Genomic DNA, 14,909 nt, shown 5'->3' with positions numbered 1-14,909 from the left:
CACGTTAGTTATATGAAGAAGATCAGCATTTTATTGTGGGCATTATCCCTGACGGTGGCCGGTTATGCGCAGGACACTGTATTGCAGCATAGCTGGAAAAACCAGAAGTATTCCATGTTTATCCACTGGGGCGCGATTTATTCCACGCTGGGCGGGGTATGGGAAGGCAAGCAGGTCACCCGCGGGTACAGTGAACAGATACAGTCGCACGCCGGTATTTACAGCGATGTATATGGCGATGTGGCCAAACGATTTAACCCGGCACGGTGGAACGCCGATTCTATTGTGTTGCTGGCGAAAGCGGCTGGCATGAAATCCGTGGTGATGACTTCCAAGCATCACGATGGATTTTGTATGTTCCATTCCCGTTATACTGATTATAACGTTGTCGATGCTACGCCGTTTCACCGCGACGCGCTGAAAGAGCTGGCCGAAGCGTGTCACCGGCATGGGCTGAAGTTCGGGTTATATTTTTCGCTGATAGACTGGCATTATCCGCAGGCGTACCCGATCTCCAGCAGCAACAGCGATCCTATTACGCCGGAGCATCACGCGTTTAATAAAAAACAGGTGACGGAGCTGATGACCAATTATGGTCCGGTATCAGAGATATGGTTTGACATGGGTTCGCTTACCGCCGATCAAAGCCGGGAACTGGCAGATATTGTACACCGCCTGCAACCCGGTTGTATGGTGAGTGGCCGGCTGGGTAACGACGCCGGTGATTTTTGTGTAATGGGAGACAACCAGTACCCTGATTACAAGATCGCTTCTGCGTGGCAAACGCCCGCTTCTGTATATGATGAAACATGGGGTTATCGTTCCTGGCAGCAGCATGGTCCTGCTGCCGAAAAAGCGCATGAGAAACTGTTAGGCCTGATCAAGGTAGTGAGCCGGGGAGGTAATTACCTGTTGAACATCGGTCCGCGCGGCGATGGCTCCGTCGTGGAATTTGAAAAAGAGGTACTGCTGCGCAACGGTCAGTGGCTGCAACATAACGGTGAAGCTATTTACGGCGCGCAGGCCAATCCTTTCGATACAACGTTTGCCTGGGGCGAGGTGACCACCAAACCCGGTAAATTATACCTGCACCTGTTGCAGCAGCCGGCGGAAGGTACTATTGTACTGCCCGGGCTGACCAGTCCTGTAACGCAGGTGCAGCTGCTGGACGGCAACAAAAAGCTGTCCTGCAAAGTAAGTACCCGCAACGGCAATACCACGATCCAGTTGCCCGCAGGTTTCCGGTTGCCGGACCAGTCTGTACAGGTGTTGGCGCTGAGCTGCAAAGGTGGTGTGCGCATTACGCCGTTGCACCTGTTGAAGAATCCGGTGGCGCTGAACAGGCATAACGCCGTTCCGCTGTACAGCTTCTCCGGTATCGACTATGACAGTTATTACCGCAGCCAGGTGGGTGACCGCTGGGCTTTCACGACTGCGCGTCCGGCCCGTATGAGCGTGGTGTACAGTGCTGCGGAGCGGGGTAAGACCCTGCAGCTGACGCTGAATGGCGTAGCGCAGGAAGTAACGTTGAACGGTGGCACCGTAAAAGCGCTTCACAACAATGCAGCACAATTACAGTGGGGGCCTATGTATTATTCCGGTCCTTACCGGCCTGCCATTGACGGCAAACACGGCGACCTGAAAAATATTGATGTGACGAAGCCATTGTCTGCCCGGGCCAATAAGCCCTGGGAACTACGTGCGGATTGGAAGAACGATTCAGTTTATAGTATGCCCGGCGATCGTAACCTGGGATGGTATGTATTGCAGGAAATCACTGCGCCTGCTGCCGGCGACTATCTCGTTGGATTTACCAGCGGCGATGGGATTGCTGTATATTTGAATGGTGAGGAGCAGGTGGTGTATAACAATCCTGAGCGGGCCGGTACACAGCAGGAAGTACTGCTGCTGCCGCTGAAAGCAGGGAAGAACCAGCTGGTAGTGAAATATTACAGCCGTTTTGCCAAAACATCTTCGTGGGGTATTCACCGCCAGGTGCCGCAGGAGATGTATGTGCAGCAGCTGCCGCAGCAGTTGCCCGGTGGCGGCCGCGAGCAGGCTATAGAAGTAAGGCGGGCGAAGCCGGTGTCTGTACATCGTAACCTGCGGATGCCTAATTTATCAATTGTGATGGAGTAATACCGTATGGGGAATAGTTATTTCCGATTCAAACAATTTAATATCGACCAGGAGCACTGCGCCATGAAGGTGTGTACCGATGCGTGCATACAGGGCGCTTTCACGGCGCAGTACCTGGCTTCCGGCGCTATAACGGTGTCGGCTATACTGGATATCGGCGCCGGTACGGGGCTGTTGAGCCTGATGCTGGCGCAGCAGATAGCCGTGCCCGTTACCGCCGTGGAGTTGGACCCTGCCGCGGCGATGCAGGCGGCTGCCAATTTCCAGGCTTCGCCGTGGGCGGACCGGCTGGTACTTACGCAGCAGGATATACGAAAAATGCCGGTGGACACACCGTACGATTTTATTATTACCAATCCGCCTTTTTATGAGGCGGCGTTGAAGAGCGGTCATGCGCAGAAAGACCAGGCCATGCATGCCACCAACCTGGGGTACGAGGAGTTATTGGCCGTGATAGACCGGCAGCTGGCGCCGGGAGGGGAGTGTTCGGTATTGTTGCCCTATGTGCAGTTTGAAGTCTTCCGGGGCCAGGCATCCGCAAAAGGGTATCATCTCCGGAAAGTGTTGCTGGTCAAACAGAGCGTTAAGCACGGATATTTCCGTGCGGTGGGCATCTTCAGTAAAGCCGCGGGCGGTATTGATACTTCCGAGTTGTCCGTGTATGATGAAAATAACCGTTACACCCCAGCTTTTGAAGCATTGTTGAAGCCCTACTACCTGAAGTTATAGCGGATGCACATAATCTTCGAGGTACGCATAGTGATGCGTGAGTGCGCCGCGCGCCGCGATGGTGGCGTTTTCGATCATGGTGCTTTGTTCTTTCAGTAATTCCTCAAAAACATATTTCATGATCTGGTCACCGAAATACTGGGAAGCGTCCCGGGGCAGTTCGTTGGGCAGATTGCTGACGCACATCATGTCTACCGTATCCGGGAGATAGGGGGCTGTTTGTTCCATTGTTTCTTTGACGACGCCGTATACCGGATCGTCGATGGTGCTGTCGCCCAGGTTGCAGGGAACGGAGCCATTGGTATCGTCGGTAATGTCGGCGATGACTTTGATGTGGAAGTTTTCTTTTTTAAGGTCTGCCGCGTTGAACAGGGGAGGGATGTTATGGTCCCAGTAGATGCCGTTCATCAGTACATCGCTGACGGTGACATAAGGCAGGAAGCGGCATTCATAAGCTTCCGGGTGAGCGTGGAAATCGGCACGGCCGTAGGTTTTATCGTTTTTGCGCAGGTACAGTTCACCCGCTTTCAGTTGCGTGTAAACGGGGTAGGCGTATTGGTTGACCAGGTATTCTTCCGGTGGGATATATTTGATGCCCAGCAGTCCCATGATCTCCAGCACGCCGGCCGCTACGCGGCCGGAGCCTGTCACCACAATTTTCATCGGTGGCAGTTTCACTCCGAAATAATGGGTGATCAGTTCCTGGAAATCGTGGCAGGTGTGTACCGGTTTAAAGGAGAAGGCGCCTGTTTTCCTGCCGAGCGCCAGCAGTCCGTTGTGGGCGCCGACTACGCCGGCGAAGAAGCCGAAGCCGAGGATACGCTGGCCATCGGGGTGCACGAGGCATTCGTAGTCAATCAGCGTGATGTTCTTTTCCAGGATTTGCTGCAGCATGTGCCGGTTGTGCGGTTGTTTTTTCTTGGTGTGGCTGAAAAAAAGGTAGGTCTTGCCCGGGAGGAGGAATTCCGGCGGCACCTCTTTGATACCGAGCAGCAGCGCGCAGCTGCTGAGGTCTTCCTGCAGCGTGATGCCCGCTTTGCGGTATTCTTCGTCTTTGAAGCAGCGGTGTGGCGAGGGCTGCACCAGTACCGCTACCTGGGGGTGATGCTCCATGATCCACTGGCACTGCCGGGGGGTGAAAGCCACGCGGTTGTCGTGTGGTTGTTTCTCTTCGCGGATGAGTCCTATTGAAATCCTTTTTTCCATCTTTGAATTTACTGTAATTTTTAATGCCGTTGTAACCGGTGGGATTACACGAATACATTTTTAAAAATATATTTTGTGGATTAAAAAAAGTTTTTCTACATTTGCATCCCGCTTGACGCGGAAGAGGTCTTGAAAAAGATTGCCCAGATGGCGGAATTGGTAGACGCGCTAGACTCAAAATCTTGTTTCGGCAACGGAGTGCAGGTTCGATTCCTGTTCTGGGCACGGAAAAGCCTTGTAAACGATTGGTTTACAAGGCTTTTTTTATTTTTTTATGTGTCATAATTTCCCGCTTTTTCGCCCCTTTTTCCACCTTTTTCGACACGCAGCATGACATTTTGTATTTTACCTCAGACATGCCTGGTGGATTAGGCGCCACCGATATCTGGTATAGTGCAGCGTAACGTTGGCTGGTGCTTCCTGGCAACCCCGGAAGGACCATTTCTTTCCCATACTTGCACCGTAAAGAAATAGCAGAATAAGTTTTAGGCGTTTGCTTTCCAATTTTGTAAATTAATAGACCTCAAAATAATAGCCATGAACATCAAAAAAATTCTCAAAGACCGCTTCAATTATCCATTTCCTGACATGATCAGCCCATTGGCAGCAACACTACAAGAAGTAACGGATACCCAATGGATTGACGGAGAACTGAAAGATTTGATTCCATATTCAACAAGAGAAAAATACAAACGGACCAAAACAGGATTCATGTCTGCCCGTTGGTGGCCTACAACCCGAAGCTTTGACCGTATGTTGCCTTTGGGTCGGTTTATGCTTTGGTCTATGTACAATGACGATATGTATGAAATAGCTACTGCCGCTGATATTAGGAATGCGCAAGAGCGGTCTATTGCTGTATTGAAAGGACGGATTACACCTGAAGAAGCACAAATACCTCTTGCATATCAATTATATGCCATAAGGAAAGGCTTTCTGCAGTTTATTCCTGAAACCTCCATAAACCGCTTTGCTAATACGTTAAACGATTATTTTGACGGCCTGGAAATGGAAGTGATCTATAAACAACATAAAATATTTCCAACTGTGGGAAATCTGCTTAATATCAGGGTAAGGATATTGATGATTTGTGCTTTTATAGAGACCATTGAAATCCAGAACGAAGTCACCTTGCCCGATAATATTTACTCGCATCCTGTCATCAAAAGATTGTATGATCTTACTACCAGAATTATCGGCTATTTCAATGACGTACAGTCTTTACTTAAAGATGAAGAAAGTGGAGAGATATTCTTCAATGTAGTAAAAGTATTGCAACATCACTATCAATTATCCAAGGAAGAGGCTTTGGAGGAGGCGATACGTATGCATGATGCGGACCTGGAAGAGTTCCATAGATTGCAGGCTTCCCTTCCGGATTTTGGAGAATGGAATAATGCTGTAAGTGGATTAGTGGTGGGAATGGGTTTTTTTATAAAGGGATGGCAATCTGTTTCATTGCTGGAAACAGAGCGATATGGCGCCAATGGTTTCCCTCAGACGGGGGAACTCCTCAAAGTCTAGCGCTACACTCAAATTAAATTAAAACTAAACGGCTTGAGTCCAATACAATATCGAGCCCAAGCCGCCTAATCAATCAAAAAAGCCGTCCAAAATTTTGGGTGCATTACAAGGAGGGCCTTTTCTTTTTGGTTTAATCAGGTTGTGATGGTCCTCAGACAGGTTGCAGATATTGTGCATAAGAATATCCCTCAGCACCACCATCTGTGCGAATCAGCCACCATTGCTCATTCATTTTGCTGATGAGCGTAACAATTTCATTATGTGCAGCCTTTCCAACAATTGGTTGGTCTGTTCCCGGACCTTTGCGAATATTGAGATTGGTTGATTCTGTGATTACTTTCACTTTAGCCCCGGCTACTGCGGTAGCCACATCAATATCCATTACAACATCTCCGGTAAGGAAATTTGGATCTATCTGGCCATAGATATCCCAAAGCTTATCTTTAACATCCCCGCTGGGAGCGGTTCCATTAATATGCAATACGCCATCCAGTTCTGCAACCTGCAGATCTGAAACACCGGATGCTTTCGCGGTATCCAGCAAATTTTTGTATTTATCCTGTAATGCCATAAATGTGTTAGTTTAAAATGGAATGAATTATTTTACTTTCAAACCTTTTGCATCTACCTTTTTAGGATGCAGTGCATCTAATGCCATTTTTAAGGTTTTCCAACGATCTGCTTTCGCTTCGCCGGTAACCGTCAATACGCCATCTTTAACGTCTACTTTTATACCAGGGAAATCTTTTACCACATCAGCCACCGCTGTTTTAAGTGAATCGTCTGCTGATACTGCTACAGGGGCAGGGGCCGGAGGAGGCGTAACCGTGATGTTATTAACCACGCTCTTAACATCTTTTACAGACTTAACTGCATTTTCAGCAGATGTTTTTTCATCCTCCGTACTTACTGTACCGGATAATGTTACCACCCCTTCTTTTACATCGGCTGTTACACCGGGAATAGATTGAACTGCTGTACTGGCAGCCTGCATGATTTCCGAATCTTTCGGTTTGCCCTTACAGGCAATCATGAAAAATAGTCCAATAGCCATAATGGATGTCGTCAGATGCCTGAGTTTCATAATTTCTACGGTTTTAAAGTTGATAAATGTTGTTAAAAGATAAGTATCTTTTTTCATCCTGCAATAAAACAGCAGTTAATTACTTATGACTTAACATTAAAGACCCGGGGAAAGCCGGGTATGGACCAAATCAGAATGCCGGAGCGTGCCTCCTCTGCTTAACAATTGCCCGGATGGCGGCATTGAAATAAAAAAGGCCGCTTTGCTTTCGCAAAACGGCCCTTGGTTGTCATAGGTAACTACAGCGCGTTTTTCGCATTCAGTAAATTGGAAATCCTGTTTTGCAGATCTTCTAAGTGTATTCTGCTCATGGCGTCTGACGTATTGGGAATAGCGGTTTTAATTTCTTGTTCCAGTAAGAGTATATCGGCTTTCATGATGGAGGAGGCGTCTGTTTCTGACATTTCCGGTGTTTTAGCCAGCAGTATGGCCATCAAATTGGCGAAATAAGCTTTTTGCAGCGTCCTGGAATAGTTGTCTATCGTTACTTTTTTCTCTTTCAACCCTTTCCAGATGCCTTGGTGAACGGCTGTTACATAATCGTTGAGTTGTAATGCCTTTTCTCCGAACCGGTTCCTGTTGGCTGAAATTTTATTCAACCTGGAAACATCCAGCAGGCTGTTTAGTCCGCGCACCTGCATGTCTTCAATGAAATCAGGATTGGCAGGTTCTTCCGCATTAGCGCTTACAACGGGATTTTTCAGCCATAACGGGGCGGTGAAAAGTTGCTGGTTGAAGAACTCCACTGCTTCCAGCTGCATGGCGGCGGGCACTATTTCATATACCTTCATAGTGTCGCCATCGGGGCGTAAAGTTTTATGTATGCCTGCAATGTTAAGTAATACGTGGTCCAGGTAGCGTGTATACTGGTTTTTTACGTTTTGATACATCTCCGCCAGGTTTTGTTGTACTCCTCCTTCTTCGTAGGTCCATTCCGGTAAGCGGGGCAAAATACGTTGCAGGTTTTTAATACCGTAGGTGCTTGCTTTCATGGCATTATCGCCAAGGTCTTCTGTCTGGTTACGGGCATCTGTTTTTTGTGTTTCCCCATCGCCGAACCAGAGCCTTGTATTTTTGGCAAGACGGTCGCTGATCCACTTACGGACTATCCTGGTATCTTCGTCCACATCTTTTGCGAAGGAGGCTTTATAGCCCCATTCTATCGCCCATCTATCGTATTCGCCTATACGGGGGAAAAGGTATTCCTGCGGAATATGATCTTCCGGCTGCGCTACATAGTTGAAGCGGGCGTAGTCCATAATACTGGCGGTGTGCCCGTGTTGCTTCAGGTAGGTAAGGCTTCTCAGGCTATCTACGGGTGTGCGGGAGCTACTGCCAAAGTTGTGGCGCAGCCCGAGGGTATGGCCAACTTCATGGCTGGAAACGAAGCGTATCAGCTGCCCCATCAGTTCTTCACTGAACTTGGCCTTCCGTGCGGCAGGATCGGTGGCGCCTGCCTGTACCTGGTACCAGTCGTGTAGCAGCGACATCACGTTATGATACCAGCCGATCCTTGTTTGTATGATCTCTCCGCTGCGGGGGTCGTTCACATGCGGGCCATAGGCGTTGGCTGTTGCGGAGGGAAAGTAATGCAGCACGGAATAGCGTACATCATCCAGTTGCATGGTGGTGTCGTTTTCCGGCCATTCTTTTCCGATGATAGCGTTTTTAAAACCTGCCTGCTCAAAGGCTTTCTGCCAGTCGTTAATGCCTTGTATCAGGTATTTGCGCCACTGTCTGGGAGTGGCAGGATCAATATAGATAACGATCGGTTGCGCTGGTTCTACCAGTTCCCCTCTTTTCCACCTGGCTACATCTTTGGCGCCGGGCTCCAGTCTCCACCGCACTATGACCTGCCGTTTTTCGACTTTTTGCTGATTGTCCGCAAATTGGTTGAAGTCCTCCGTAAAGTAGCCGACACGGGGGTCGAACAGCCTTTGCTGCATCGGTATCCTGGGCAGTGCAACAAAAGAAATATGCGTCATTACACTCAACGGTTCCGGTGGTGTGCCACTTTTGGATTGAAGGTCTTTCGTCGTGCTGATCTCAACATTTATCGGATAAACATGAATCGACGTTACTTTGGCAATTTTAAATGAGGAGTAGCTGGCTTCCCTGAACAATTGGCCTTCACCTATCTCATTGATGAAGGTGTTCCCCGTCAGAAACGGGGTGGCGTCTACTACATAGGAACTGGAGTCATTTGAGATGGCTTTGATAGGAAATGTGTAGGCGACAGGGTTATAGTTGGAACGCTCCACTGCTTTATAGATATCATCCTTGACATCAGCCCTGTTGACCAGGAGGTTATACCTGATGGTAATGGTGGAATCTTTGTTTTTTTCAAATTGTATCACCCTTTCTTTCAGTTCTTCACCTGCAAACATCGCGGAGCCTGCGGGCGCTTTTTCCAACCGGTTGACAGTCATGATATCCCGGTGCAGGATAGAATCGGGAATTTCAAAATAGACGGAGTCTTTGTATTGATGGACGGTGAATAATCCCTGTTTGGTGACATAACCAGCCCTGATCACTTCTTTGTAGGGCTTGATCTGCCTGCTGTCTGCAGGTAATGTGGCAATTTTCGCAGTTGTTTTTGTTGTGTCCTTCTTTGCTGTATCTGTAACGGGAGCCTGTGCTGCTGCAAATAGCGCAGTTACCAGAAAAGCAAATGTTACTAACCCCTTCTTAATAGGCATCTGAGTTGGTTTAAAAATTGAAACAATCGGATCTGAACGCGGAGAACCCTTCACTTATCCTGGTAATATTTACCTCCTTGTAGCCGTTGGCTAATTTCAGGAAATAGGCGGCCCTGGAGGCAGAGCGGCCGTCCCATACCAATTGTACGGGAATGGAAAAGACATTGTCCTTTCGGATCAGGTAGGCCGCGCTGAGCGGTTCCATGGATTCGTCTGCACGGAGGTCTATCACGATCCCGCCACGCTGTTCTTTTGCCAGTTTGGTGAGCATCGGAATGGCCAGTGGCCGGTAGGTGTTCAACAGGTTCACAAGGGCCTCGTCATTGGCTGGATCGGCTAAGTGGACAGGCAGCTTTTGTTCGTCCGGTGGCAGTTTTTTTCTTGCGACTGGCCCGGATGCTTCGGGCATACAGCCTGCTGACAGGATGACGATCAGCAGGATAATAAGACATTGTTTATTCATGGTTTTCTTGTTGTTGGATGTTTCAGTGATGGCGGAAGAAGAGAAACGATCAATAGCTAGTATCCCGGGTTCTGAATAATATGGGGATTATCAGACATTTCCTTAACTGGTATAGGATATAATAGCTCCGTTGATTGCCAGGGTTGCTTATAAGAAATCCGGCTTAACACCTTGTCTGCTTTTTGTGTGCGTTTCAGGTCCAGCCACCGGTGGCCCCATTCTGCAAACAGCTCCACCCGTCTTTCCTGTGCCACGGCGTCCAGCAACGCTTCCCGGGTATTGGCGGTGGTATGGGCCAGTCCTGCTCTTCCCCTGATGATATTGATATCATCTGCGGCAGCTGCATTGTTGTTGAGCTGTGCGCGTGCTTCGGCGCGGATAAGGTACTGTTCTGCCAGGCGTAATACCGTATAGTATTGGGTAATGGGACCATTGGGCTGACTTGACTGTTCCTTATATTTAAATGCGAAGTAAAGCGGGATGCCGTTGTAGGGAGCTATCGCCGGTGTCGGCAGGCTGTCGGTCCACTTCGCTTTACGGTGATCGCCCGCTTCAAAAGCGGATGCCTGTTGAGCCGACAAATAATAAGGAGGAATCAAAAAAGCGGCATTGGCGGCAAAAACATCGGGCTCCAGGAATATCGGCTGGTATGCCGGGTCCAAGGCTGTAAAGCGAGCTAATGGCACCAGGTTTTTCCCTTCCCATGTAACATTTCCCGGTTGTATATTTGATGCATTCAGCATCAGTTGCCAGATCGCTTCCTGGCTGTTCTTTACAAACACGCTGTCTGGTTCTGCGGGTAATGTGAACAGGCCTGCATTTATTACCGCGGTGGCATTTTTTTCTGCTTCGTCCCAATGTTTCAGGAAAAGGTGTACCCTGGCCAGTAAGGCGGCGGCCGCCCATTTATTGGGTCTTATGCGTTGTCCATTGGTGATGGCGTAGTCTGTTCCCAATTTTGCCTGCGCCTCTTCCAGGTCGCTGATCATCTGTGTATAAACGCCGGCAGCGGGTGTTCTTTCCATCGACGCGGTTTTTGTATAATCCGTCGTAAGTACCAGCGGAACATCTCCGAATGCATTGACCAGGTAGAAATAACAAAAAGCCCTTACAAATTTCGCTTCTGCTATCACCTGTGTCCGAAGGCTGTCTGTAAGGTTTGGCGACCGGGAGTTATTAATTCCTTCTATTATTGCATTGGCTTTATAAATGAACTGGTAAGCGGGTATCCAGATACTGTTGCCAGGCACTCCGTTATTGATGTTAATTTTATTTGCCAGGAACTGGTAGTCCTCTGCATCATTGGTGCTGTTCTTATTTACCAGTTCATCTGCCGACATGCCGCTATAAATGGTGAAGCCGCCGTTGCTGAACGTCATCGTGCCTGTTCCTGTAATAAGCTGGGAGTAGAGACCGGCCAGGGCAGCGTCCACCATTTCCGGTGACTCGAATACCTTTTCCGTGCCGATGGTTTTGGTAGGCGGATTTATCTCGATCAGTTTTTTGCAGCCGTATGAAAATGTTATCAGGCAGGCAAGCAGTAGTAACTTATATGGTTGTATCATTTTTATTCAGGATTGTTGATCAGAAAGAACAGGAAAGTCCTGCGGTAATGGTCCTTACAGGCGGCATTGAACCAAATGAAGTGACATCGGGATCAATGCCCTTATATTTGGTGATGGTAAACAGGTTCTGGGCATTTACATTAATCGCAAGGCGCTCCATTTTTGCCCTCTTTACCAATTGTTTGGGCAGGTTGTAGGATAATGCCACGGTTTTGATACGGATATAGCTGGCATCCGTATAATTTCCGTCGGAGTAGCTAAAGTTGTAGCTGTCAGCGTTGTGTTGTACAACCACAGCAGGCGCCTTACTTTCCTGGCCGGGAGTTGTCCACCTGTTCTCGTAGCTCCACAGCGGCATGTTGCTGATGCCCAGGTAGGATGGCGCCAGCGCGTTCAGTCCCATTTTCCGCTGGAATTCCATCATTACGCTAAGTGACAGGTTTTTATAAGTGAACTGGTTGTTGAATCCTCCTATGAAATCCGGAGCTGTTTGTAGCCTGATATACCTGTCGTCTCCTTTTGTGCCGGGGATGACACCTTCCACTCTTTTAATGCTGCCGTCGTGATTAACATCTTCATACTGGTATTTACCGGTAGCCGGATCAATGCCGGCTAAATGAAAGAGGTATGCCTGGCTGATAGGTTCTCCTACAATATACCTGCTTCGGTAGGGAGATTCGTCCAGCTTGGGATAGGATACCAGTTTGTTATAGTTTTTGCTGATATTGAAGCCGGTGTTCCAGGAGAAGCCTGTTTTCCCAAACACCTGGAAGGTAAGCGTCCCTTCCCAGCCTTTGTTCTGTACTTTGGCTGGCAGGTTGGCCAGTACGGAACCGAAGCCGGTATAGTTGGGCGTAAGGTAATCTACCAGTTGGTCATGGGCCAGCTTGTAATAACGGGATACATTCAGTGTAAGCCGTTCGTCGAAGAAGCCCAGATCTATGGCCACTTCCGCCTGCCGGTTTACTTCCCAGTGGAAATCAGGATTGAATTGGAATTGGGATGCAAGCGGCACAACACCATTGTATGAAAGGAGATAGGGATCCGTATTGCCCCATTGTGTAAGGAATTTATAGTCGGCAGTCGGGTCGCTTCCGGTGGTACCATAGCTTCCGCGCAGTTTAATTAAGCTGAAGAATGAGGGGAGTATGCGCGTCATCCAGGGTTCCTGGCTCATGATCCATGCGCCGCCTATCGAGCCAAAATTACCGAACTGGTTGCCTGGCCCAAACCGGCTGCTGCCGTCACGGCGTCCGTTCAGATCAAGTACATACTTTTTGTCCCAGTTTAAGAGGACACGGCCGAATGCCCCGGAATATTTGTATTCTGCATAGTTATCTGTGATACTAATAACAGCGGCATTGGCGAAGCTGCCAAGCAATGCGTCATTTACATATCCATCGCCACTTGTTCTGGTTGCACTGGTGACAGCGCTCTGCAGGGTTGCTCCCGCCAGCACGGTCAGTTCTCCTTTTTTTGTGATGTGCCCATTATAGGTTAATTGCGGTTCCACGCTCCAGTTGGTGCTGGTACTGTTACCAATATGTCTCTTGCCTGATCTTTTATTGGAGACGTAAGGGTTTTGGGACGCAATAGGCGTTAATGTGGATTGAACATTATTCAGATTATTATAACCCATGTTAACCCTTACATCGAGGCCTTTATAGAGTTTGTATTGTAATACAAGGCTACTGTACAGGCTTTTACTTTTGCTGTCATTAGGCTGCAGCAGGCCGGAAAATGGCATGCCAACGCCGGCAGCCTGCCATTCCCCGTAATTCAGATTCCCTTGTTTGTCAAAGATGGGAGGGGCATTGGGCGGCAGGGCGGTGGCCTGGGGGCCAGCTCCGATGTTGATGGTATTGGTAGATGAAAAATTATAGCTGCCGTTGAAAGTCATCATGAAGCGCTGGTCTTTGCTTTGGTTGGTAATGCTATAAGCAACGGATGCTTTCTGGTTGGCACCACTGTGAGTGGTAATGTCTGAGGTACGCCCATAAGCGCCGGATAAACGGAAAGTGGTTTGTTGAGTACCACCTGATACGGATGTTTGTGCATCCGTCCAGTTGCCGGTCCCTCCCCAGACATATTTTTGCCAGTTGGTGTATCTTGTAGTGTCCCATACGAACAAGTCTGGTGCATAGCCCGGCGATCCCGGCCGCGGGGAGGGAGTAAGGCCTGCATTTTTAAAGGCTTCCTTACGCATCGCAATGTATTGTTGCGTGTTCAGCATATCCCATTGCCTGGTAACAAAACTTACCCCCTGTGAAAAGTTCAGTCCGACGGTGGTTTTCCCGGGTTTCCCTTTTTTGGTGGTGATCAGTATTACCCCGTTGGCTCCCCGGCTGCCATAAATAGCGGTGGCGTCTGCGTCCTTCAGTACGTCGATAGACTCGATATCCGATGGATTGAAGTTGTACAGCGGGCTGATACCGCCTGAACCCTGCGACATCCCGGTTTGGTCCAGTCCTCTTGAAATGGCGGTTTCCCCGGGGTTATAACCGGGACTCGGATTTACATCCAGTATCGTTAGTGCTACGCCATCTACCAGTATTAAGGGGTCGCTTGTAAAAAACGGGTTCAGGCTGTTCCTGCCACGGATCTCTATTTTCACCGGTCCGCGGTCATATCCGGATTGCTGGGATATGACCATGCCAGGCACCCTTCCCTGTAATGCCAGCAATGGGTTCTGAACGGGCTGTTTTTCAATTTCCGCTGCTTTGACAGATACCACGTTGCCGGTGGCAAATCTTTTGGTAGTGGTGCCATAGGCTATTACGACCGTTTCATCAAGACTATTCACCGTTCGTTCCAGTTCGATATTAAACATACCGTTCTCTGACACCGGTATTTCCTGCGGCTTAAATCCCATACAGCTAACGGCCAGTACGGCGTTTAAGGGAACATCGGAAAGGAAGTAAACGCCTGCATCGTTGGAAGTAGTCCCTTTTGCCTGGTTTTTGATCCTCATTGATACACCGGCTACCGCTGTGCCATCGGCGGTAACTGTACCGTAGATGTTGATGACGGAATCCTTTGTACTGCTTTCTTTCTGTTCTTCCCTGGCCGCTTTTTTAGCGCTCAGGAATACAGTATTGTCTTCCATGCGCCAGGTGATGGGCTGGTTGGCTAACACCTGGTTCAGAAATATATTTAACGAAACATTGGAAACCGTGATCGTAACCTGTTTGGTATTGTTATACAAATTTCGGGGTGCTATAAAGAAGACACCCGTCTGTTTATGAGCCTTATCCAATACTTCCTTCAGGGGAGTGTTTTTAACAGACAGCGAAATGGTTTTGCCGGCCGTTTGTGCTTCCACGGTGATGGAAGCTGACAGCAGCAATACGATCAGCGCTTTCATGAAGCATCGTTTAAAGGTGGCATTTAACCTTTTGTTGCAGCAGTGACATGCTGTTCTTTGCATAAAATGCGAAAATTTTGGTTGTTAAAAAATCGGTCACATCAGAGACCTTTTCAGTCTCAGTTGCTTGCCGGGA

Annotated in this window: 10 protein-coding genes and 1 tRNA gene; 4 read left to right on the top strand and 7 right to left on the bottom strand. The window is 48.7% G+C overall.

The window, feature by feature from the left end; translation table 11 throughout:
• Window positions 1-12: 12 nt before the first annotated feature.
• Both B5D63_RS19425 and B5D63_RS19420 read left to right on the top strand, forming a co-directional pair.
• Complete coding sequence (locus tag B5D63_RS19425) at window positions 13-2,139, top strand: alpha-L-fucosidase (RefSeq protein WP_159456078.1); 2,127 nt, start codon at window positions 13-15, stop codon at window positions 2,137-2,139.
• A 6-nt stretch (window positions 2,140-2,145) separates the two neighbouring features.
• Complete coding sequence (locus tag B5D63_RS19420; RefSeq protein ID WP_078670507.1) at window positions 2,146-2,868, top strand: tRNA1(Val) (adenine(37)-N6)-methyltransferase; 723 nt, start codon at window positions 2,146-2,148, stop codon at window positions 2,866-2,868.
• Here B5D63_RS19420 and B5D63_RS19415 read toward each other — a convergent pair.
• A complete protein-coding gene (locus tag B5D63_RS19415) occupies window positions 2,863-4,074 on the bottom strand; it encodes an NAD(P)-dependent oxidoreductase (RefSeq protein ID WP_078670506.1) in 1,212 nt (403 codons plus the stop codon). The two genes, B5D63_RS19420 and B5D63_RS19415, sit on opposite strands and share 6 nt — an antisense overlap.
• Window positions 4,075-4,215: 141 nt before the next feature.
• Here B5D63_RS19415 and B5D63_RS19410 point away from each other — a divergent pair.
• Both B5D63_RS19410 and B5D63_RS19405 read left to right on the top strand, forming a co-directional pair.
• Window positions 4,216-4,299 (top strand) — tRNA-Leu (locus B5D63_RS19410).
• 312 nt (window positions 4,300-4,611) lie between these two features.
• Window positions 4,612-5,598, top strand: a complete 987-nt coding sequence (locus B5D63_RS19405; protein ID WP_078670505.1) for a terpene synthase family protein — start codon at window positions 4,612-4,614, stop codon at window positions 5,596-5,598.
• 151 nt (window positions 5,599-5,749) lie between these two features.
• Here B5D63_RS19405 and B5D63_RS19400 read toward each other — a convergent pair whose 3' ends face one another.
• The 6 genes from B5D63_RS19400 to B5D63_RS19375 all read right to left on the bottom strand — a co-directional run bounded on the left by B5D63_RS19400 (window position 5,750) and on the right by B5D63_RS19375 (window position 14,836).
• A complete protein-coding gene (locus B5D63_RS19400; protein ID WP_078670504.1) occupies window positions 5,750-6,169 on the bottom strand; it encodes an SH3 domain-containing protein in 420 nt (139 codons plus the stop codon).
• Between the two features lie 27 nt (window positions 6,170-6,196).
• Entirely contained in the window at window positions 6,197-6,739 is a 543-nt protein-coding gene (locus B5D63_RS19395) for a BON domain-containing protein (RefSeq protein ID WP_200817049.1), read from the bottom strand.
• 182 nt (window positions 6,740-6,921) lie between these two features.
• Window positions 6,922-9,381, bottom strand: a complete 2,460-nt coding sequence (locus tag B5D63_RS19390) for a zinc-dependent metalloprotease (protein WP_078670503.1) — start codon at window positions 9,379-9,381, stop codon at window positions 6,922-6,924.
• 10 nt (window positions 9,382-9,391) lie between these two features.
• Window positions 9,392-9,844, bottom strand: a complete 453-nt coding sequence (locus B5D63_RS19385) for a hypothetical protein (protein ID WP_078670502.1) — start codon at window positions 9,842-9,844, stop codon at window positions 9,392-9,394.
• Between the two features lie 56 nt (window positions 9,845-9,900).
• Window positions 9,901-11,409, bottom strand: a complete 1,509-nt coding sequence (locus B5D63_RS19380; protein ID WP_078670501.1) for a RagB/SusD family nutrient uptake outer membrane protein — start codon at window positions 11,407-11,409, stop codon at window positions 9,901-9,903.
• Window positions 11,410-11,428: 19 nt separating this feature from the next.
• Window positions 11,429-14,836 (bottom strand): SusC/RagA family TonB-linked outer membrane protein, encoded by a 3,408-nt coding sequence (locus B5D63_RS19375; RefSeq protein ID WP_078670500.1) that lies wholly within the window; start codon window positions 14,834-14,836, stop codon window positions 11,429-11,431.
• Between the last annotated feature and the right edge of the window lie 73 nt (window positions 14,837-14,909).

It is taken from the genome of Chitinophaga eiseniae, from assembly GCF_900167135.1.
Lineage (GTDB): Bacteria > Bacteroidota > Bacteroidia > Chitinophagales > Chitinophagaceae > Chitinophaga > Chitinophaga eiseniae.
The sequence above is the reverse complement of the archived record's forward strand: the minus strand, read 5'-3'. Positions and strand labels throughout refer to the sequence as shown.

What these genes read in the sequence shown, in the direction of transcription:
- B5D63_RS19425 (WP_159456078.1), top strand. Translation starts at nt 13, where the DNA reads ATGAAGAAGATCAGCATTTTATTGTGGGCATTATCCCTGACGGTGGCC.
- B5D63_RS19420 (WP_078670507.1), top strand. Translation starts at nt 2,146, where the DNA reads ATGGGGAATAGTTATTTCCGATTCAAACAATTTAATATCGACCAGGAG.
- B5D63_RS19415 (WP_078670506.1), bottom strand. Translation starts at nt 4,074, where the DNA reads ATGGAAAAAAGGATTTCAATAGGACTCATCCGCGAAGAGAAACAACCA.
- B5D63_RS19405 (WP_078670505.1), top strand. Translation starts at nt 4,612, where the DNA reads ATGAACATCAAAAAAATTCTCAAAGACCGCTTCAATTATCCATTTCCT.
- B5D63_RS19400 (WP_078670504.1), bottom strand. Translation starts at nt 6,169, where the DNA reads ATGGCATTACAGGATAAATACAAAAATTTGCTGGATACCGCGAAAGCA.
- B5D63_RS19395 (WP_200817049.1), bottom strand. Translation starts at nt 6,739, where the DNA reads ATGAAAAAAGATACTTATCTTTTAACAACATTTATCAACTTTAAAACC.
- B5D63_RS19390 (WP_078670503.1), bottom strand. Translation starts at nt 9,381, where the DNA reads ATGCCTATTAAGAAGGGGTTAGTAACATTTGCTTTTCTGGTAACTGCG.
- B5D63_RS19385 (WP_078670502.1), bottom strand. Translation starts at nt 9,844, where the DNA reads ATGAATAAACAATGTCTTATTATCCTGCTGATCGTCATCCTGTCAGCA.
- B5D63_RS19380 (WP_078670501.1), bottom strand. Translation starts at nt 11,409, where the DNA reads ATGATACAACCATATAAGTTACTACTGCTTGCCTGCCTGATAACATTT.
- B5D63_RS19375 (WP_078670500.1), bottom strand. Translation starts at nt 14,836, where the DNA reads ATGCAAAGAACAGCATGTCACTGCTGCAACAAAAGGTTAAATGCCACC.